This window comes from Mesorhizobium sp. P2_D1 (assembly GCF_056404455.1).
On sequence record NZ_JBFUDZ010000033.1, the window covers coordinates 20,248 to 39,765 of the forward strand.

A 19,518-nucleotide genomic window follows, 5' to 3' on the forward strand; every position below is an offset into this window, starting at 1 on the left:
AGTCCAGCCTCAGGCGAGGTCGAGTGGCTCGGGCTTGGCAATCATCAAGTTCGCCACCAGGCTCGAAAGGTCCGGCTCATCGATGAGCGTGGCCGCATCTGCGGCCGGCAGCCAGGCCCGCTGCCGCCGTTTGGCTTCCTGCCAGTCGGCCAGTTCCTCAGTGACCTCCAGCAGATAGACGATGACGTCGACGCGGACGAAGCGGTTGGCCAGCCGTTTCCAATAGGAGTAGCTGCCCGCCGGCTCCTTCAGCGTCTTGCCGAGCACGCCGGCTTCCTCTCGCGCTTCGATGGTGGCCGCCTTGCGTCCGCTCTTGCCCTTCATCGGCCAGCCCTTGGGGACGATGAAGCGTCTTGTGGTTCGCGATGTGACCAGCATCACCTCGACATCGCCACGCGCGTTCAGCCGAAACGGAATCGCCGCCACCTGACGGATGCTCTCGCCCTTCTTTGCCTTGCGTACGGCCTTCTTCTTGGTGGCTGCCATTCGTGGATCCAGTCGATGTAAATGCCGCATAGCGCGACAAGGCATCGTTGCAAAACCAAAACTTTCGCGTGTGCCGAAAGACACTCCGAATACATAAGTCGGCTAATAAATGAAAAACGCCGGCTTGTCAGCGGCAATTGCTCAAGACGGTGGCGCCGATTATCTGCGTCGTACAGCTTGGCTTGTATTGTGGCACCACCGGTTGCGGCTGCTGGACGATCTGGCGGTCCTGGGCACGATACTGCTGCTGTTGCTGCTGGTAGAGCTGCCGCTGCACCCGATTCTGCAGGATTTGCAGGTCGTTCTGCCGGATCAGCGCGTTGTTGCCGTTGACGGAATTGAGGGCTTGCGCGGAAGCCGGCAGGCAAGCGCCGGCCAGCACAGCCGTCGCCAGCATTGCCGATGTGAAAACCATCGATGGTCGAAACGCCGACATCCGCTCATTCCCGCGTGAAGAAGTCACAGCCTTAATATAGGGCGTCTGTGCGGCTGTGCCATATCTTGGGGCTGATCGAAACAATATCGGTTTGTCGACCGGCGAAGGCCACCTCGCGGCGGCGGAGAATCTGCCTGACAACCCCGCATTGCACTTGACGGAGGTCGTCGATTCGCCGCTCTATCGGTCGGCGCCCGTCGTGAGCTGAGTGGCGTCAATGGCGCCGGCCGTCAGCTATGACGGCGCCTCCGGCGAAACGGTTTTAAAAGAACGCGATCGGCGCGTCTCTCAAGGTCAGCATCCAGCTGGCCCCAGGCGAAGCCGGGCGGGAGGAGTCCTGATGAGGAAGTACGCGTATTTCGTGGCAATGCTGGGTCTAGCCTGCGTCGTCGGTGTGCCGGCCATGGCGGCGCAAACCAAGACCGCGGCGGCGCCGGCCGCCGATGCGCCGCAACTGCCCGGTGGCGCGTCGGCGCTGTCCGAGACCCATGGCGACTGGACGGTCAATTGCCAGATTTCAGGCGCGACCAAGACCTGCAGCCTGTCGCATCAGCAATTCAACAAGCAAAACAACCAGCGCCTGCTGGCGATCGAACTGTCGAGCAAGACCGGCGAAGATGCCGCCGGTACACTCGCCCTGCCGTTCGGCCTGGCGCTGGCCAAGGGCGTCAGCCTGAGCATCGACGACCAGAAACTGGATGGCAGCCTGCCATTCAACACCTGCCAGGTCGTCGGCTGCCTGGTGCCGGTCGCGTTCGATGCGACCCTCACGCCGCTGCTGAAGTCAGGCACCACCCTCAAGATCGATGCCTTCGCGGCCGACACCGGACAAGCGGTGACCTTTTCCATTCCGCTCAATGGTTTTGCCGGCGCCCTTGCCCGAACCGCGGAGCTTTTGTCCAATTGACCGCAGGGTCACGCAGAGCCAAATGACCTGAAAGCGCGCCGTCGTTCCAGCGCCACCCGCTCAAACGACGGTCGTCTTCAGCCGTTCGGCGATAAGGGCGGCGAGCCGCGCCGCCACCTCGTCCTTGCTCATCTCTGGCCATTCCTCGACGCCGGCCCTGGACACGATCCGCACCCGATTGCGATCACCGCCCATCACGCCCGAAGGACCGATGCCGCTTTCGTGCGACACGTCGTTGGCCACGATGAAATCGGCGCCCTTCTTGCGAAGCTTGGCCTCGGCGTTGCGCAAGAGATCCTGTGTTTCGGCGGCGAAGCCGACCACAAGGCCAGGTCGCTGGCTGTGGTGGCCAACCCCGGCGAGAATGTCGGGATTCTCGACCATGCGCAGAACCGGCGGTCCTTCGCCGGCGACCTTCTTGATCTTCTCACCGGCCGAGTTCTCGCTGCGCCAGTCGGCAACGGCGGCGACGAACACCGCGGCGTCCGCTGGCAGAAGCTGCTCCACCGCATCGCGCATCTCTTGCGCCCGTTCGACATGGATGGTCTTCACCCCGGCGGGATCGGCGATGTTGACCGGACCGGAGACGAGGCGGACATCGGCGCCGAGCCTGGCCAGTGCCGCCGCGATGGCGTGGCCCTGCTTGCCTGACGAACGATTGGCTATGTAGCGCACCGGGTCGATCGGCTCATGCGTCGGGCCGGAGGTGACGATGATCCTGCGTCCCGACAGCGGCTTGGGACTGACATCAAGCAGCGCCTCGATGGCGGCCACAATCTCCAGCGGCTCGGCCATGCGGCCTTCGCCCGCCTCATTGCTTTCGGCCATCTCGCCCTTGGCCGGACCGATCAAGGCGACGCCATCCTTCTGCAACGTCGCGCGGTTGCGGCGTGTCGCCGGATGCGCCCACATTCTTGGGTTCATGGCTGGCGCCATTAATACGGGCTTGTCGGTGGCGATCAGCACCGTCGAGGCAAGATCGTTGGCATGGCCGTTGGCAAGCTTGGCCATCAGATCGGCGGTAGCAGGCGCCACCACCAACAAGTCGGCCTCGCGCGACAGCCTGATATGGCCGACATCGTGTTCGTCATTGCGGTCGAACAGTTCGGTGAAGACATGGTCGGCGGAGAGCGCGCCCACCGACAGCGTGGTGACGAATTCCTGAGCGGCTGATGTCATGACCACCCGCACCGCGGCACCTCGCTCGCGCAACCGGCGGATGAGATCGAGCGCTTTGTAGGCCGCGATGCCGCCGCCGATGATGAGCAGGATGCGCTTGCCGGAGAGGCCGCGCGGCAAGGCTTTGCCTGCGCGTGCGGCAGCGGGAGTCGCTACGCCGTGCGAACTGGTCAGTTCGCGGAGGGTTTTCTCGATCTGGTCGATGCGGCCCATAGAACCGATCTGCCCGTCAACGGCGGCCCGGATCATCACCCGCGCCTGCTCCTCCATGGAGCGGTCGTTCTCCGCCGCCAATCGGCGCAGCAGTTCCTTGACCTCATCGTCCAGATTGCGGATCGTAATGCTGGCCATATGATTGCACTCTGCCGCAGTTGCTGAATGCAATGATAGCAATGCAATCAGAGCGCTGCAAGTTGCGGCGCCCGGATGTGGCTGGGCTATAGGATCTTCCAGGCGATATAGACCAGCGTCAGTGCGATCACCCATAGCGCCAGGCGGCCGGAGCGGCTGTAACGCGCCTCGGCCTTGCCGATGGCGCGGGCGGTGGTCTCGTCGAAGCGCAAGCCGTGCTCGGCCATCAGGTCGATCTCACGTGACAGCCGATCGGTGCGCGCCGCAAGCTCGGGCGCCTGGCGGGCCAGCGTCAGCAGCGCCTTGGCGCCATCGCGCGCATCGACCATCATGCCACGCGGGCCGAGATTGCCGGCGATCCAGCCACTGACCACCGGCTCGGCCGTCTTCCACATGTTGAAGGCCGGGTCGAGAGTGCGCGCCACGCCCTCGACCACCACCATGGTCTTCTGCAGCAGGATCAGTTCCGGCCGCGTCGCCATGTCGAAGAGTTCGGTCACTTCGAACAGCAGCGTCAAAAGCTTGGCCATCGAAATGGTCTCGGCCGGCTGGCCGTGGATCGGCTCGCCGATCGCCCGGATTGCTTGCGCAAAGGCCGCGACATTGTGCTGGCGCGGCACATAGCCGGCTTCGAAATGCACTTCGGCGACACGCAGGTAGTCGCGGGTGATGAAGCCGTAGAGGATTTCGGCGAGGAAGCGGCGCTCCTTCTTGCCGAGCCTGCCGGCAATGCCGAGATCGACGGCGACTATGGTGCCATTTGCTTCGACAAACAGATTGCCCGGATGCATGTCGGCGTGGAAGAAGCCGTCGCGCAGCGTGTGGCGCAGGAACGACTGGATGAGATTGGCGGCGATTGTCTTCAGGTCGTGACCGGCAGCGGCAAGGCCGGCAATGTCGTTCATCTTGACGCCGTCGACCCACTCCATGGTCAGCACGTCGCGGCCGGTGCGCTCCCAGTCGACGGATGGCACGCGAAAACCGGGATCATCCTTGGTGTTTTCGCCGAGTTCCGAAAGCGCGGCCGCCTCGAGGCGGAGGTCCATCTCGATCCTGGTGGTCTGCGCCAACGTCTCGGTGACTTCGACCGGCCGTAACCGGCGCGACGACGGGATGTACTTCTCCTGCAAGTGGGCGGCGAGGAAATAGCTTTCGAGATCCTGGAAGAAGTGGCGGCGCACGCCCGGCCGGATGACCTTTACAGCGACCTTGGTTGCAGCGCCGTCATGGATGGTTTCGGCAGCGTGGACCTGGGCGATGGAAGCGGCTGCGACCGGGTCGCCGAATTGCGCGTAGAGATCGCCGACCTTGCGCCCGAGCGAAGCCTCGACAGCGGCGATCGCCTCGGCTCTCGGGAAGGTGTGCATCTTGTCCTGCAACATGGCGAGATCGAGCGCCATGTCGTTGCCCACGACGTCGGGGCGTGTCGCCAGGAACTGGCCGAGCTTGACATAGGACGGCCCGAGCCGGACGACCGCCTTGGCCAGGCGGTCGCTGCGCTCATAGGCCAGTGCGCGGCGGCGGGTGAACAGCCGCGCCAGCCGCCAGCCGAACTTCGGCAGGCCCGACAGTTCCTCGCCCGGCAAGGCGGCGACGACGCCTTCGCGCACCAGCACCCAGCCCGCCCGTACGAGCCGAAACCCAGCGCTGACGGTGCTCATGGCCGTGCCCGTCCTACCGGTTCTTCGAACCGGCATGGCGCACGTCGACTGTGAGACATGCGGTCCAGCCTCAAAGCTTCCAGCCCGAATGAAGTGCCGCGATGCCACCGGAATAGTTGCGGAAGGAGACGCGATCGAAGCCGGCACGGGAAATCATCGTCGCGAAATTCTGCTGGTTGGGAAACCTGGCGATCGATTCGACCAGATAGGAATAGGGCTCGCCGTCGCCGGTGACCATCTTGCCGATCTTCGGAATGGCGTTGAACGACCAGGCTTCATAGGCCTTGTCGAGCAGCGGCATCTCGACTTCGGAAAATTCGAGGCAGAGGAACCGACCGCCCGGCTTCAGCACGCGGAACGCTTCACTGAGCGCGACATCGATGCGCGGCACGTTGCGAATGCCGAAAGCGATGGTGTAGGCGTCGAATGTCGCGTCCGCAAAGGGCAGTTCCTCGGCATTGGCCTCGACGAAGTCGGTGTTGCCGGACAGGCCTTTCTTCTCGGCTCGATCGCGGCCGACGGCGAGCATCGAGCCATTGATGTCGAGCACGGTGGCGTGGGCATTGCCGTGGCTCGCATCGACGATGCGGAAGGCGATGTCACCGGTGCCACCGGCAACGTCGAGCACGCGCCAGCCCATCCTTTTGGGAGGATGGAGCCAGGTGACCATGGCATCCTTCCACAGCCGGTGCAGGCCGGCCGACATCAGATCGTTCATCAGGTCGTATCGGTTGGCAACCTTGTGGAAAACATCGTTGACCAGGGACTGCTTGTCGCCAGCCCCTACACGCTTGAAACCATAGGAGGTTTCCATGCCGCCCGCGGCCGTGGTTCTCTCAACTGACATTTTTTTGATCCGTCATAAAACCGGCGGGACCATAGCCGATCGATGGTGCGGGCGCTATTGTTTAAGGCGCGGTGTTCAGCCGCGCTTCCAGGTGTTGGATTTTCAAGACTTGGACTGACCGACGGGATGATTGAATGCCTTTGAAAGCGGAATTGCACTGCCACATTGAAGGGGCAGCGGCGCCTGAACTCGTCATCCGCCAGGCGCAGAAATACGGCAAGGATACTTCGCCCTATATCCAGAACGGTTCATTCGTCTGGCATGATTTCACATCCTTCCTCGCGGCCTACGATTTCTCCGCCGATCTGTTCCGGACGGAGGAGGATTATGCGCGGCTGGCCGACCATTATCTGACCAGCCTCGCCCGCGACGGCGCTATCTATTCCGAGGTGTTCACTTCGCCCGACCACGCCACGAAAGCCGGGCTGTCGCCCAAGGCCTATACCGACGCGCTTGGCGAAGGCATGGCACGGGCCAAGGCCAAGACAGGCATCGAGGGCCGTATGATCGTCACCGGCGTACGCCATGTCGGCGTCGAGTCGATTGAGCAGGCGGCACGCTTCGCGGCGCGCTGCGGGCATCCGCTGGTCACCGGCTTCGGCGTCGCCGGCGACGAGCGTATCGGTGACATGGAGGACTATGTCAGGGCCTTCGAGATTGCACGCGAGGCCGGGCTGGGCATCACCATCCATGCCGGCGAACTGACCGGCTGGGAGACCGTCAAGGCGGCGCTCGATCACATCCGTCCCTCCCGCATCGGCCATGGCGTGCGCGCCATCGAAAACCCGGACCTTGTCCGGCGCATTGCCGATGAGGGCATCGTGCTGGAGTGCTGCCCCGGCTCCAACATCGCGCTCAAGGTGTTCGACAGTTTTGCCGACCATCCCTTTCCGGCCCTGCAGGCGGCCGGCTGCAAGGTGACGCTCAATTCCGACGATCCACCCTATTTCTGGACCTCGCTGAAGCGCGAATACGAAATCGCCGCCGAGCATTTCTCGATGACCGAAAAGGCGCTGACCGCCGTCACCAGAACGGCAATCGAGGCCGCTTTCGTCGACCGAAAGACCAAGACCGCGCTTCTTGCCCGCCTCAACGGCGCCTCGCGCTGATTTCTACCGACAAAGCTGTGGTCGGTGCTGGCCAAACGGTTCCTTGGCCGGCGTATTGCCGCTAGGGTTCACTCAAGCAGCTTGAAGCGCGGCGCGTCCGAAAGGGACCATGCGCGCACATTCGGGCGCAGGCATCAGGAGAACACCATGCAGGGCGTCACCGTCGTCGACCATCCGCTTGTCCAGCACAAGCTGACCATCATGCGCAAGAAGGAGACCTCGACGGCCGGCTTCCGGCGGCTGCTGCGCGAGATCTCGCTGCTGCTCGGCTATGAGGTCACCCGCAACCTCGAACTGACGACGACGACTATCGAAACGCCGATCGAGACGATGGAGGCGCCGACGCTGGAGGGCAAGAAGCTGGTTTTTGCCTCGGTGCTGCGCGCCGGCAACGGCTTGCTCGAAGGCCTGCTCGACCTGGTGCCGGCGGCCCGCGTCGCCCATATCGGCCTCTACCGCGACCATGAGACGCTGGAAGCGGTCGAATACTTCTTCAAGGCGCCGAGCGACCTAGCCGACCGTCTGGTGATCGTCGTCGATCCGATGCTGGCCACCGCCAATTCGGCGATTGCGGCGATCGACAAGCTGAAAGGGCGCGGCGCCACCAACATCCGCTTCCTTTGCCTGCTGGCGGCGCCCGAAGGCATCGAGCGCTTCACCAAGGCGCATCCGGATGTTCCCGTCTTCACCGCTTCGATCGACCGCCAGTTGAACGAGAAGGGCTACATCATGCCTGGGCTCGGTGATGCCGGCGACCGTATGTACGGGACCAAATAGTACCAGGCAAAGTTGCCTGGTACTATTTACCAAATGTTTACGCAAAGGCGTGGTTTTGGCGTGCGTTAAAGCGGCAATCACCATCCGGGCTTATGGATCGGCCGTCACGAAGGCCAATCCATGCTGCGCAAACTTCTCATCCTTGGCGTTTTCGCCGGCACATCGGCATCGATACCGATCGTGTATCAGTCGAATCCGCAAATCATCGAAAACCTGCTGAGGTCGTCGATGACGGGCAAGGCCGCGGTCGAAGCCGAGCCGAACGTCAATCTGGCAGTGGTGCCCGACAAGCCGGCCACGCCGCTGCTGCTTGGCCGCAAGGTCATCGTTACGGCTGACGAGCGCGGACATTTCTCGTCGGCCTTCAAGCTCAACGGACGCCAGGTCGACGGCATGATCGACACCGGCGCCACGCTGGTTGCCATCAACACCTCGACGGCACGCAGGATTGGCCTGTCGCTGAACCCTTCCGACTTCAGCCACGAGGTCAGCACCGCCAACGGCTCGATCAAGGCTGCGGTGGCAATGATCGACCGGCTACAGATCGGCAGCATCACGGTCAACGACGTCCAGACCATCGTGCTCGACGACAAGGCACTGCAGACCAATCTGATCGGCATGAGCTTCCTCAATCGGCTTGGCAAATTCCAGGCCGAGAATGGGACGCTGCTGCTCGTTCAATAATCTGCCGCGCGGAAGAATTCGCAATTAGCCGCGTGGAAGGATCCGCCGGATGACCGACTTGTCGGCGGCCGGCTTCGAGGCGCCAATCGCATAGGCCGAAATCACGGCGGCGGCCGCCGCCTCGGCATCGGCCAATGAGCGGGCATGGATCAGCGCCAGCGGCTCGCCAGCCCGAACCTCCGCGCCGACCGGCAGCAGCCTGGTGATGCCGACCGTGTGATCGACCTTGTCGTCCGGCCGCGTCCGTCCGCCTCCCAGGCCAACCACGGCGAGCCCGATGTCGCGGGTCGTTATGCCGGTGACGAAGCCGTCTTCGGTCGCCTTGACAGCAAACTCGGTCGCCGCCACGGCCAAGTATTTTTCCGGTTTCTCGATGAAATCGGCGGGACCGCCGAGCGCGGCGACCATGCGTGCGAAAGTGGCGGCGGCGCGGCCGCTGGCAAGCGTCTCGGTAGCGCGCCGCATGCCATCCTGGTTCGACGACACCAGTCCCGCCGATTGCAGCATCTCGGCGGCGAGTGCCAGCGTCACGTCCTCCAGTCGACGATCGCGAAGACGGCCGGTCAGGAAGTCGACGGCGTTGCGCACCTCGACCGCGTTGCCGGCGGCCGAGGCCAGCGGCTCGTTCATGCCGGTGATCAACGCCGAGGCCTTCAGCCCCGCGCCATTGGCGATCTCGACAAGGCTGTTGGCAAGCGCGGTCGCGTCCCGCGACTTTTCCATGAAGGCACCGTTGCCGACCTTGACGTCGAGCACCAACGACTGCAACCCGGCCGCCAACTTCTTCGACAGGATCGAAGCGGTGATCAGCGGCACCGATTCGACCGTGCCGGTAACATCCCGGATCGCGTAGAGCCGTCGATCTGCCGGCGCGAGGTCCGCGGTCTGGCCGATAATGGCGCAGCCAGTTTCAAGCACCGCCTTGCGAAACAGCGCGATATCGGGCTGGCTGGCATAGCCGGGGATCGCATCCATCTTGTCCAGCGTGCCGCCGGTATGGCCAAGGCCACGGCCGGAGATCATCGGCACATAAGCGCCGCAGGCAGCGACGATCGGCGCCAGCATCAGCGAGACATTGTCGCCGACGCCGCCTGTCGAATGTTTGTCGGTCACCGGGCCGGGCAGGTCCGACCAGTCGAGCACGTCACCGGAATCGCGCATCGCCAGCGTCAGTGCCACCGCCTCGTCGCGGCTCATGCCGTTGAAGAACACCGCCATGGCGAAGGCGCCGACCTGGCCGTCCGAAACGGCCCCTTCGGTGATGCCTTCGACGAAGCCGGCGATCTCCTGCGCCGACAGCTTCAGGCCATCGCGCTTGCGTCGGATGATTTCCTGGGGAAGCATCAGCTCTCCAGCAGTCCGTCGCGGAACACGCGCTGCAGGATCGTTGCCAGCCGCGCGCCGCCGATCGGCGCCATGTCCTTGGTCTCCTGGTGCGAGAGCTCGGCCCCGGTCATGCCGGCCGCCAAATTGGTGATGACCGAGCAGGCGGCGACCCGAAGTCCGAGGAAGCGGGCAAGAATGACCTCCGGCACGGTCGACATGCCGACCGCATTGGCGCCCATGATGCGCGCCATGCGGATTTCGGCGGGCGTTTCGAAGCACGGGCCCGAGAACCACATGTAGACGCCGTTGTGAAGTGCTGTGCCGGTTGCCTTCGCCGCCCGTTCGATCGCCTTTCGGATGCCGGCGTCATAGGCTTCGGTCAGGCCGACGAAGCGGCTGTCGCTGGGCTCGCCGATCAGCGGATTGGTGCCCGAGAAATTGATGTGGTCCGATATCAGCATCACCGAGCCTGGCGGCATGTCGGGATCGACCGAACCGGCGGCATTGGTGAGGATCAGCTTGGTGATGCCGATACCGGCCAGCACTTCCAGCGCCGGCCGCATCGCGGCCGCGTTGCCGTGCTCGTAGTAATGGGCGCGGCCGGACAGCATCAGCACCGGCACGCCGGCAAACAGCCCCGCCACCACTTGGCCAGCATGGCCGGAGACGCCACTTCTGGGAAAGCCCGGCAGGTCGGCGTAGGAAATGCGGATCGGATCCTCGATCTGGTCGACCAGCCCGCCCAGGCCTGAACCCAGCACCAGTGCGGTCGACGGCGCCAGGCCGTCCAGCCTTTCGACGAGATGGTCGAGCGCCTTTTCCTTCATCGCAGCCAACTCTTCATTTCAGCCAGTTCTTCGTTCAACCAAGTCTTCATTTCAGAACGTCGCCGCGGAAACCGTAGGGCAGCATGTCGCCCATGGTCACGGTCTCGGCCACGCCGGCATTGTCGCAGAGATAGAGTTTTGTTTCCGGCCGGCAGAATTCGGCCAGTCGCTGCCGGCAGCCGCCGCAAGGCGAGCATTTCGCCATGCGTTCGGCAAGGACGGCGATTTCGACGATCTTGCCGCCGCCACCCATGATGTAGTGGCCGAGCGCGGTGGTCTCGGCGCACCAGCCTTCCGGATAGGAGGCAATTTCGATGTTGGCGCCGGCAAAGACGCGCCCGTCCTCGGTGCGCAAGGCGGCGCCGACCGGGAACTTCGAATAGGGCGCATAGGCCTTGGCCATGGCAGCTTTGGCCGCTTCGAACAGATCATGCGACATTGGTTCGTTCTCTCCGACGATCGTGTCCAAAACCCGGCGCCTACGCCGGTCAGCGCTTCGACCTCAGCGTTCCTTGACGTAAGGCACGCCGCCGGCGCGCGGCGGGATCGCCTTGCCGATGAAGCCGGCGAGCAGGATGACGGTGAGGATATAGGGCAGCGCCTGCATGAACTGCACCGGCACCTTGCCGATGATGGGCAGCGGCGAGCCTTGCAGGCGGATCGCCGCCGCATCGAGGAAGCCGAACAAGAGGCAGGCGAACATGGCGTTGACCGGCTTCCACTTGGCGAAGATGAGCGCGGCCAGCGCGATGTAGCCCTTGCCGGCGGTCATGTCCTTCACGAAGCCGCCATTCTGCACCATCGACAGATAGGCACCGGCGATGCCGGTCAGCACGCCGGTGCAGATCAGCGCCCGGTAGCGCAGCCAGGCGACCGAGATACCGGCGGTGTCGACGGCGGCCGGGTTCTCGCCGACGGCGCGCAGCCTGAGGCCGAAGCGGGTGCGAAACAGCACCCACCAGGTGAACGGCACCATCAGGAAAGCGAGATAGACCAGGATCGAGTGGCCCGACAGAAGCTCGGCATAGATCGGTCCGATGATCGGCACGTCGTGGATGGCGTCGGCACCCGGCCAGGTGATGGCCTCGAAGCGCTCGCCCGGTTGCAGCGCCGGCGTGCGCCCGCCTTGCTGGAACCACGCCTGGCCGAGGATGATGGTCGATCCGGCGGCGATGAAATTGATCGCCACGCCAGAGACGATCTGGTTGCCGCGGTGGGTGATCGAGGCAAAGCCGTGGACCATGGCAAAGGCGACGGAGATCAGGATGGCCATGCCGAGGCCGAGAAAGGCCGAATGGAACACGGAAGCGGCCGCGGCACCGGCGAAGGCGCCGACCAGCATCTTGCCTTCGAGGCCGATGTCGAAGATGCCGGCGCGTTCCGAATAGAGGCCGGCAAGGCAAGCGAGCAGCAGCGGGACCGAGAGGCGGATGGTCGAGTCCAATGTCTGGACGATTGCGTTGAACACATCCATCTCAGGCACCCTTCCCCTTGACCGCTTCCATGCCGACCGATCGCGGACTGAACGAGGCGAACAGCGCCTGGATGTAAGGCCTGAACATGTGCTCGAGCGCACCGGCGAACAGGATGACCAGACCCTGGATGATGACGATCATGTCGCGGCTGATCGCCGGCATTTCGAAGGCAAGCTCGGCGCCGCCCTGGTAGAGCATGCCGAACAGGATCGCCGCCAGCACGATGCCGACCGGGTGCAGGCGGCCCATCAGCGCCACGGCGATGCCGACGAAACCGGCGCCACTGACAAAGTCGATCGCGACATTGTGCTGGTCGCCCATCACGGGGTTAAGAGCCATCATGCCGGCCAGCGCGCCGGAGATCATCATGGCGGTGATGATGATGCGGGTTTCCGAAATTCCGGCATAGCGCGCCGCCTTCGGGCTGTGACCGTAGGTGCGCATCTCGTAGCCAAGCTTGGTGCGCCAGATGAGCAGCCAGACCAGGAAGGCCATGACCAGCGCCAGCAGGAAGCAAACATTGAGCGGCGCCGAGCGGATCTTGGCGCCGAACAGTTCGATGATCCAGTTGAGCTTCGGCAGTTCCGCGCCGGCGAGGAAGTTGCGCGTCTGCGGCGCTTGCGACCCTGCCGGCTTCAAGGGGCCGACCAGCAGGTAAACCATGATCGAAGCGGCGATGAAGTTGAACATGATGGTGGTGATGACGATGTGCGAGCCGCGCTTGGCCTGCAGATAGGCGGGGATAAGCGCCCACAACGCGCCCACGACCGACGAAGCGACGATGGCCAGCGGAAATGTCAGCCACCATGGCAGCACGCTGTCGAAGGAAAGACAGACGACGGCGATGCCGAGGCCGGCGATGTAGGCCTGTCCCTCGGTGCCGATGTTGAACAGGCCGCAATGCGCTGCCACCGCCACCGAAAGCCCGGTGAATATGAAGGTCGTGGCATAGAAGAGGGTGAAGGCAATGCCTGTGCCCTTGCCGAAGGCGCCTTCGACCAGGATGACTGCGGCGCGCAACGGGTTCTCGCCGACCAGAAGCACGACGAAACCGGCGACGACGAAGGCAACGAACAGGTTGATCAGCGGGATCAGGCCGTAGTCGGCCCAGGCCGGCAGTTTGGCGTAAGGCGTGCTCATTGGGCGGCCTCCTGGTGCTCTACACCGGCCATCAGCAGGCCAAGTTCGCCTTCGGTCGCTTCCGGGCCGCGCTCGCCAACGATGCGGCCGGCAAACATCACCAGGATGCGGTCGGAGAGCGAGCGGATTTCGTCCAGCTCGACCGAGACCACCAGCACCGCCTTGCCCTGGTCGCGCATGGCGATCAGGCGCTTGTGGATGAATTCGATGGCGCCGACATCGACGCCGCGTGTCGGCTGGCCGACGATGAGAACACCCGGGTCCTGTTCCATTTCCCGTGCCAGCACGATCTTCTGCTGGTTGCCGCCGGAGAAATTGGCGGTCTTCAGCCGGCAGTCGGCCGGCCGGATGTCGTATTTGGCGATCTTGTCCTTGGCATCGTTGCGGATGGCATCGATGTTGAGGAACGGCCCTTTCAAATAGCGAGGGTCGTCGTGATAGCCGAGGATGGAATTCTCGTTCTCCTCGAAAGCCAGCACCAGCCCGACGTGATGGCGGTCCTCCGGCACATGGGCGAGGCCGCGGTCGCGCAATTCGCCCGGATCGGCGGCACCCGTCAGGTCGATCGGCTTGCCGTCGAGCATGACCGAGCCGGAAACGGCGTGCCGGATGCCGGAAATCGCCTCAAGCAGTTCGGATTGCCCGTTGCCGGCGACGCCGGCGATGCCGACGATCTCGCCGGCGCGAATGTCGAAGGAGATGTCGTCGACCATGGTGACGCCGCGCGTATCCTTCACCGTCAGGTTCTTGACCGCGAGCTTGACGGCGCCGGCATCTGCCTCGCCCTTTTCGACCCTGAGCAGCACGCGCCGCCCGACCATTAGCTCAGCCAGTTCCTCGACGGTGGTCTTCTTGGTCTCACGCGTCGCCACCATCGTGCCCTGGCGCATCACTGACACCGTGTCGGTGATGGCCATGATCTCGCGCAATTTGTGGGTGATCAGCACCACCGTCTTGCCCTGTTCCTTCAGCTGCCCGAGGATGCGGAACAGGTGGTCGGCCTCGGCCGGGGTCAGCACGCCCGTTGGCTCGTCGAGGATCAGGATCTCGGCGCCGCGATAGAGCGCCTTCAGGATTTCCACACGCTGCTGGAGGCCGACAGGCAGTTCCTCGATGATCGCATCGGGATCGACTTCCAGCCCGTATTCGCGTTCGAGACGCTCGAGTTCGGAGCGCGCCTTGGCGATGCTCCGCTTCAGCAGCGCGTCGCTCTCGGCGCCCAGAATGATGTTTTCCAGCACGGAGAAATTGTCGACCAGCATGAAATGCTGATGCACCATGCCGATGCCGAGCGCGATGGCGTCATTGGGTGTCTTGATCGAGGCCGGCTGGCCGCCGACGTGGATCTCGCCGCTGTCGGCCTGGTAGAACCCATAGAGGATCGACATCAGCGTCGACTTGCCGGCGCCGTTCTCGCCGACAATGCCATGGATGGTACCGCGTGCGATCTCCAGATTGATGTCGCGGTTGGCGCGCACGGCGCCAAAACTCTTGTTGATACCAATCAACTCGATTGCGGCTTGCGCCATGCAGCCTGTCCCACTCTTATTTTTTATCGCTTGGTCAAAACGCCTAGCATGACACTCCGCCCGTGCCAATTGGCGGAGCATTGGTCACTCTCGACAAATCCCGGTGTGCTTGTCAATTTCCAACGTGGCCGGGGCCTTCACATTCGCTACTATGGCAAAGGTGAAATTGACATCGCGGCGCAAGGCGTCGCCATGCGCTGCGAGGCATTATGCTGCCAGACTGGGGACTTTGAATGATCATGCCCGCCGACCGGCTGACGACGCTGGAGATCCGCGCCGCCGAACAGGAGAAGACCATCGAAGAACTGTCAGGCCAGATCGCCGAGCAGTGGAAGGTGATCGAGCGCATGCAGCGCAAGCTCGATGCGCTGACGGACCGCTTCCTGGCGCTGGAGGAGCAGGCGGCGCCGGACGTGCCGGTAACCAAGCCGCCGCACTGGTGAGGAAGAAGGGGAGGGGGAAGTCATGGCCAGTGAAAGCGATCGCGTTGCGCGCGCCGGCGACTATGTGCTCGGCCAGATGAACGATGCGGAACGCGAACGGGCCGAGCGCGACCTGGAGATCGACGCTGCCTTCCGCGACGCGGTCGTGCAACTTGCCGAACGCATGCATGTCTTCGACCGGGCCAAACCGGCTGAAGGCGAAGAGCGTTGGACGGAGATCACGCAGCGCATTGCCGACCTGCCGCAGATGCGCACCTCCGGTCTGGGCGGCAGCGATGCCAAATCACCGACGGTGATCCGAAGCCTGTCGCAGCGGCCGCACGGCATCGGCCTGCATGCGCTCGGAGGTCGGCGCGGATTTGTCGTCACTGTCGGGCTGATCGTGGCCTTCGCGCTGGGTTACCTGTCGGGCAAGCTATAGGCGAAGTTGGCGCGACATCAGCGCCATCGTTTCGTCATCCTGGCCGAAGATCTCCACCGTATTCCAGCCAAGGTTTGCGTAGAAATCACGCGCATCCCATGCGTAGAGATGGAGTGTCTCGACGCCCAGCGACGCTGCGTGGGCTTCGGTTGCCCTGACCAGTGCGGTGGCGATGCCTTGGCCTCGATGGCGGCTATCGACGACCAGCCCGGCCAACCATGGCGTCAGATCATGCGCGGGCTCGAGTTCGCGGCGAACCAGCAGGCATGTCCCGACCGGCACGTCGCCGATCCGGACCACGAAAGCCGCTTCGAAGCCGTCACCGGCGAGCAGTTCGCGAAGCCCTGCCGCATCCTCTTCAATGGTCCTTCCCGTCCCCTTGAAAAAGGAGGCAAGGCGCAATTGTGCGACCGCTGCTACATCGCTCTCCTGCATGGGTTCGATTGTCGGCTGCATTGCTGTCCTTGGCACTGCCGCATCGCGCGAACGCTTGTTCGATCCGGAAAAGGCAAAAACCGCCGGGCTTGCGCCCGGCGGTTTTGCAGATCATGGCTGTACGTCCGTGCCGATCAATACGGGCAGGCGTTGTCAGCGGTGTAGTCGTGCACTTCGAGCTTGCCGGCGATGATGTCGGCCTTCGCCTTCTCGACCGCCGCCTTCATCTCGTCGGTCACCAGCGCCTTGTTGTTGTCATCCATGGCGTAGTCGACGCCGCCTTCCTTGAGGCCGAGATTCTCGACGCCACCCTTGAAGGTGCCGTTCTTGCCGTCCAGGAAGGCGGTGTAGACGGCAACGTCGACGCGCTTCAGCATCGAGGTCAGCACCTTGCCGGGCTGCAGGCCGTTCTGGTTGGAATCGACGCCGATGCCGAGCTTGCCGGCATCCGCCGCCGCCTGCAGCACGCCGACGCCGGTGCCGCCAGCCGCGGCATAGACCACGTCGGAGCCCTGGTCGATCTGCGTCTTGGCGATCTCGCCGCCCTTGGCCGGGTCGTTCCAGGCAGCCGGCGTGTCGCCGGTCATGTTCTGGATGACGTCCGTCGCGCCGGCCGACTTGGCGCCGCCGACATAGCCGCATTCGAACTTGCGGATCAGCGGAATGTCCATGCCGCCGATGAAGGAGACCTTCTTCGACTTCGAAGCCATCGCCGCCATGATGCCGACGAGATAGGAGCCTTCATTCTCCTTGAATACCAGCGAGCGGACATTGGGCAGATCGACGGCATCGTCGATGATGGCGAAGTTGAGGTCAGGATATTCGGTCGCGACCTTCTTCAGCGCATCCTCCCAGGCGAAGCCGGCCATGACGATCGGGTTGCGGCCGTCCTCGGCGAAGCGGCGCAGCGCCTGCTCGCGCTGCGAGGCGTTGGACACCTCGAACTCGACATAGGCGACGCCGGTTTCCGTCTTGAATTTCTCGGCGCCATGAAAGGCAGCCTCATTGAAGGATTTGTCGAACTTGCCGCCGAGATCATAGAGGATGGCCGGCTGGACATCCGCGGCGAAAGCCGGAAGAACCATTGCGGTTGCGGCCAGGAGGCCGAGAACGATACGTTTCATGTGATCCACACCCTGTCGGTTATTTTTTCCGTTACGCGCCGCATGCCGGCCCGGTTCTTCGGCAGGCATACGACATCAGCCAGGAGTGTATTTCCCTCCCGCTCGGCGGCAATCTGGCACGGCCCGAAACAAAATTCACGCGGAATTTTGACCTTTTGGAAAAGCATGGCGCGGGCAAGCCGCACTGCGGCTCGATCCTTGCGCCAAGGGCGTCAGGCGGAGATGGCAGCCGGGATCCAAGAGATGCCGGTGCCCTTGAGGTTGCAAGTGCCGTAGGGGTTCTTCGCGAGATATTGCTGGTGGTCGCCTTCGGCGAAGTAGAATTCAGGCGCCGGCGCGATCTCTGTGGTGATTCTGCCATGGCCGGCCACGCGCAAAGCGGTTTCATAGGCATCGTGCGAGGCGCTCGCGGCCCGCAATTGCGCATCCCCGAATGTGTAGATCGCGGAGCGGTAGGTGGTGCCGACATCATTGCCCTGGCGCATGCCTTGCGTCGGGTCGTGGCTTTCCCAGAACAGCTTCAGAAGCGCGGCATAGGAGACGATTTTGGGGTCGTAGACGACCAGAACCACTTCGGCATGGCCGGTAAGGCCGGTGCAGGTTTCCTGATGGGTCGGATTGGGCGTGATGCCGCCGGCATAGCCGACCGCAGTGACCCAGACGCCTTCGAGCTGCCAGAACAGCCGCTCCGCGCCCCAGAAACAGCCGAGCCCGAACAGCGCCCTCTCAAAGCCCTCGGGATAGGGACCCTTGAGAGGCTTTTTCAGGACGTGATGCCTGGAAGTCGTCGGGATCGACCGGGCGCGGCCCGGCAACGCCTCGGACGGCTTCGGCAGATTGAGCTTCTTGTTCAGCATGTCGCTGAGAAAGAACATGCGCGGTCTCCGATGGTGGGACACAAGAAGTGGTCTATCGTTCGAGCATCGGGTTTTCCCAAAGACCGGTGCCCGCTTTTGGGTCCGCCCCTCTATCTCTTTGTTTTGACGCAATTCCGGATGGAAAACCGTTTCACACTTTTCCTGGAATTGCTCTAGGTGGCGGCGAACTGTCCGGGGCGTCGCTGCCGCCTGTAGCCGATCGCATAGAGCAGGAGGGCCAACACCGCGAACACGGCGAAGCCCGGCTGGTTGAGCACCCAGGCGATGGCGACGTCCCACAGCAGCGGACCGGCCTTGGTTCGCACCAAGGTCTCGAAGGCGGCCCGCGTGTCGGGCGAGACCGCCAGCCAACTAGCGTTGAGCGGGGTCAGCACCAGCGCCGAAGCCGCCACGGTCCGCGTCGCGTCGAGCACCGCCATGATGACTGAAATCGACAGCGCGACCATCGCGGCAAGTCGAAAGAGCAAGCGAAACATCCAGGACCCTTTTCCTCCCGGCCAGTCCTCAGGCTCCTCCCGAGGGTCGTCCGGTTTCAAATGAGAGATAGAATGCGCGTGGCGGGTTCGCAATCGCCTTACGCGAATTTGAAGCCCGGCCTATGCCGCCGGCTTGCGTTTGCGCCGATGGACGCGCCAGACGGCGAAAAGGCCACCGGCAATGGCGCCGACGACCAGCCCGGCCAGGCCGATGAACACGGCAAAATAGCCGCAGGCGCCCTCGAAGCAGCTCATGTCGGTGGCATCGGCAATCACCGAGCCGGCGAAGAATCCACCGACGGAGCCGATGACAGCGCCGAGGATGATGCCGAGCAGGGCGGCGACAACCGAGACGAAGACAGGCGGGCTTTCGGTTTCAGGATTGGCGTAGACGGTCCCGGCTTCGGAACCGCGGCGCAGCAGATAAATGCAGAGAACCCCGATGGCGATCGCGGCACCGGTGACGACAAGCGCCTGGCCCGAGAAGACGAAATCGGAAATCGTCAGCACATAGGCCTGCCTCGCCAGCAGCCAGATGATGGTGGCGATCTGCCAGATGGTGAAATGGCGCGGGAAGCGGGCCGAGCGGCCGAAGGCGAGGCCGAGCAGATAAAGCCCCCACAGGACGGTGATGATGTCGACGGCAAGCCCGCTATAGACGAGATAGAAGACCCTGTCCGGCAGGCCGTAGTCGCCGACCAGTCGCCAGCCGGAGATCAGGCCGTAGGCCGACCATGCCATAACGAAGATGAGCCATCCCGGCGGCACGAAGGACAGGCCGCTGTCCGGTGGCCTCGCTGGCGTCTGTCCATTGCTCGATGTCATGTCCGGACAATGCCCCCGCAAAGTCTTTCCACCACGAGACAGGCGACCCCGGGCGAAGTCAAGCGCCGCCAGCCTTGCGGCCTTGCCTGTGCACATCATTCGGGTGGCGGCGCCTCAAAACGGGGGCGCCGGCAGGCTCGCGAAACGCTGTGTGGCCGGCAAAGCGAATAGACTGCCGTTAT

General features: G+C 63.5%; 22 protein-coding genes. 6 read left to right on the forward strand and 16 right to left on the reverse strand.

The features are described 5' to 3' along the window. Nucleotides 1-9 precede the first annotated feature (9 nt). Both AC1D0I_RS21975 and AC1D0I_RS21980 read right to left on the reverse strand, forming a co-directional pair. On the reverse strand, nucleotides 10-486 hold the full coding sequence (locus AC1D0I_RS21975) for an NUDIX hydrolase (protein WP_477397658.1): 477 nt from the start codon (nucleotides 484-486) through the stop codon (nucleotides 10-12). A gap of 127 nt (nucleotides 487-613) precedes the next feature. Beyond that, nucleotides 614-922, reverse strand: coding sequence for a hypothetical protein (locus AC1D0I_RS21980; RefSeq protein WP_477397660.1), 309 nt, complete (start codon nucleotides 920-922; stop codon nucleotides 614-616). A 217-nt stretch (nucleotides 923-1,139) separates the two neighbouring features. Between AC1D0I_RS21980 and AC1D0I_RS21985 the strand changes: the two genes are divergently transcribed. After that, nucleotides 1,140-1,829, forward strand: a complete 690-nt coding sequence (locus AC1D0I_RS21985; RefSeq protein WP_477397661.1) for an invasion associated locus B family protein — start codon at nucleotides 1,140-1,142, stop codon at nucleotides 1,827-1,829. Between the two features lie 60 nt (nucleotides 1,830-1,889). Here AC1D0I_RS21985 and coaBC read toward each other — a convergent pair whose 3' ends face one another. The 3 genes from coaBC to ubiE all read right to left on the reverse strand — a co-directional run bounded on the left by coaBC (nucleotide 1,890) and on the right by ubiE (nucleotide 5,867). Further along, the gene (gene coaBC / locus AC1D0I_RS21990) at nucleotides 1,890-3,359 is read right to left on the reverse strand and encodes a bifunctional phosphopantothenoylcysteine decarboxylase/phosphopantothenate--cysteine ligase CoaBC (protein WP_477397663.1); all 1,470 of its coding nucleotides are present in this window, start codon (nucleotides 3,357-3,359) and stop codon (nucleotides 1,890-1,892) included. An 86-nt stretch (nucleotides 3,360-3,445) separates the two neighbouring features. Next, a complete protein-coding gene (gene ubiB / locus AC1D0I_RS21995; protein ID WP_477397665.1) occupies nucleotides 3,446-5,020 on the reverse strand; it encodes a 2-polyprenylphenol 6-hydroxylase in 1,575 nt (524 codons plus the stop codon). 70 nt (nucleotides 5,021-5,090) lie between these two features. Further along, on the reverse strand, nucleotides 5,091-5,867 hold the full coding sequence (gene ubiE / locus AC1D0I_RS22000) for a bifunctional demethylmenaquinone methyltransferase/2-methoxy-6-polyprenyl-1,4-benzoquinol methylase UbiE (protein WP_477397667.1): 777 nt from the start codon (nucleotides 5,865-5,867) through the stop codon (nucleotides 5,091-5,093). A gap of 134 nt (nucleotides 5,868-6,001) precedes the next feature. Between ubiE and AC1D0I_RS22005 the strand changes: the two genes are divergently transcribed. From AC1D0I_RS22005 to AC1D0I_RS22015, 3 genes are all read left to right on the forward strand, one after another. After that, complete coding sequence (locus tag AC1D0I_RS22005) at nucleotides 6,002-6,976, forward strand: adenosine deaminase (RefSeq protein WP_477397669.1); 975 nt, start codon at nucleotides 6,002-6,004, stop codon at nucleotides 6,974-6,976. Between the two features lie 147 nt (nucleotides 6,977-7,123). Beyond that, nucleotides 7,124-7,753 (forward strand): uracil phosphoribosyltransferase, encoded by a 630-nt coding sequence (upp, locus tag AC1D0I_RS22010; RefSeq protein WP_095084682.1) that lies wholly within the window; start codon nucleotides 7,124-7,126, stop codon nucleotides 7,751-7,753. 120 nt (nucleotides 7,754-7,873) lie between these two features. Beyond that, nucleotides 7,874-8,437 carry a TIGR02281 family clan AA aspartic protease gene (locus AC1D0I_RS22015; RefSeq protein WP_477397671.1) on the forward strand — a complete coding sequence of 188 codons (564 nt, stop codon included), beginning with the start codon at nucleotides 7,874-7,876 and terminating at the stop codon, nucleotides 8,435-8,437. A 24-nt stretch (nucleotides 8,438-8,461) separates the two neighbouring features. Here AC1D0I_RS22015 and deoA read toward each other — a convergent pair whose 3' ends face one another. From deoA to AC1D0I_RS22045, 6 genes are all read right to left on the reverse strand, one after another. Next, a complete protein-coding gene (gene deoA / locus AC1D0I_RS22020) occupies nucleotides 8,462-9,781 on the reverse strand; it encodes a thymidine phosphorylase (protein ID WP_477397673.1) in 1,320 nt (439 codons plus the stop codon). Further along, entirely contained in the window at nucleotides 9,781-10,590 is an 810-nt protein-coding gene (locus tag AC1D0I_RS22025) for a purine-nucleoside phosphorylase (RefSeq protein WP_477397675.1), read from the reverse strand. The genes deoA and AC1D0I_RS22025 overlap by 1 nt, the downstream gene beginning before the upstream one ends. 46 nt (nucleotides 10,591-10,636) lie before the next feature. Further along, the gene (cdd, locus tag AC1D0I_RS22030; RefSeq protein ID WP_477397677.1) at nucleotides 10,637-11,029 is read right to left on the reverse strand and encodes a cytidine deaminase; all 393 of its coding nucleotides are present in this window, start codon (nucleotides 11,027-11,029) and stop codon (nucleotides 10,637-10,639) included. Nucleotides 11,030-11,092: 63 nt separating this feature from the next. Then, nucleotides 11,093-12,064 (reverse strand): ABC transporter permease, encoded by a 972-nt coding sequence (locus AC1D0I_RS22035; RefSeq protein ID WP_095084677.1) that lies wholly within the window; start codon nucleotides 12,062-12,064, stop codon nucleotides 11,093-11,095. A 1-nt stretch (nucleotide 12,065) separates the two neighbouring features. Then, a complete protein-coding gene (locus AC1D0I_RS22040) occupies nucleotides 12,066-13,205 on the reverse strand; it encodes an ABC transporter permease (RefSeq protein ID WP_095084676.1) in 1,140 nt (379 codons plus the stop codon). Continuing rightward, a complete protein-coding gene (locus AC1D0I_RS22045; RefSeq protein WP_477397679.1) occupies nucleotides 13,202-14,734 on the reverse strand; it encodes an ABC transporter ATP-binding protein in 1,533 nt (510 codons plus the stop codon). The genes AC1D0I_RS22040 and AC1D0I_RS22045 overlap by 4 nt, the downstream gene beginning before the upstream one ends. 236 nt (nucleotides 14,735-14,970) lie before the next feature. On the opposite strand from AC1D0I_RS22045, the gene AC1D0I_RS22050 reads away from it, so the two are divergent. Both AC1D0I_RS22050 and AC1D0I_RS22055 read left to right on the forward strand, forming a co-directional pair. Continuing rightward, nucleotides 14,971-15,177: a SlyX family protein gene (locus AC1D0I_RS22050; protein WP_123151274.1), complete on the forward strand. Its 207-nt coding sequence runs from the start codon at nucleotides 14,971-14,973 to the stop codon at nucleotides 15,175-15,177. Between the two features lie 22 nt (nucleotides 15,178-15,199). Next, nucleotides 15,200-15,598 (forward strand): hypothetical protein, encoded by a 399-nt coding sequence (locus AC1D0I_RS22055; RefSeq protein ID WP_477397681.1) that lies wholly within the window; start codon nucleotides 15,200-15,202, stop codon nucleotides 15,596-15,598. On the opposite strand, the gene AC1D0I_RS22060 is transcribed toward AC1D0I_RS22055, so the two are convergent. From AC1D0I_RS22060 to AC1D0I_RS22080, 5 genes are all read right to left on the reverse strand, one after another. After that, nucleotides 15,593-16,054: a GNAT family N-acetyltransferase gene (locus tag AC1D0I_RS22060; protein ID WP_477397683.1), complete on the reverse strand. Its 462-nt coding sequence runs from the start codon at nucleotides 16,052-16,054 to the stop codon at nucleotides 15,593-15,595. The genes AC1D0I_RS22055 and AC1D0I_RS22060 overlap by 6 nt on opposite strands. Before the next feature lie 113 nt (nucleotides 16,055-16,167). Continuing rightward, nucleotides 16,168-17,157 carry a BMP family lipoprotein gene (locus AC1D0I_RS22065; protein WP_477397685.1) on the reverse strand — a complete coding sequence of 330 codons (990 nt, stop codon included), beginning with the start codon at nucleotides 17,155-17,157 and terminating at the stop codon, nucleotides 16,168-16,170. 212 nt (nucleotides 17,158-17,369) lie between these two features. Next, nucleotides 17,370-18,032, reverse strand: coding sequence for a peptide-methionine (S)-S-oxide reductase MsrA (gene msrA, locus AC1D0I_RS22070; protein ID WP_477397687.1), 663 nt, complete (start codon nucleotides 18,030-18,032; stop codon nucleotides 17,370-17,372). Between the two features lie 155 nt (nucleotides 18,033-18,187). Beyond that, nucleotides 18,188-18,511 carry a hypothetical protein gene (locus tag AC1D0I_RS22075; RefSeq protein ID WP_184876821.1) on the reverse strand — a complete coding sequence of 108 codons (324 nt, stop codon included), beginning with the start codon at nucleotides 18,509-18,511 and terminating at the stop codon, nucleotides 18,188-18,190. Between the two features lie 120 nt (nucleotides 18,512-18,631). Then, on the reverse strand, nucleotides 18,632-19,336 hold the full coding sequence (locus AC1D0I_RS22080) for a hypothetical protein (protein ID WP_477397689.1): 705 nt from the start codon (nucleotides 19,334-19,336) through the stop codon (nucleotides 18,632-18,634). Nucleotides 19,337-19,518: the final 182 nt, after the last annotated feature.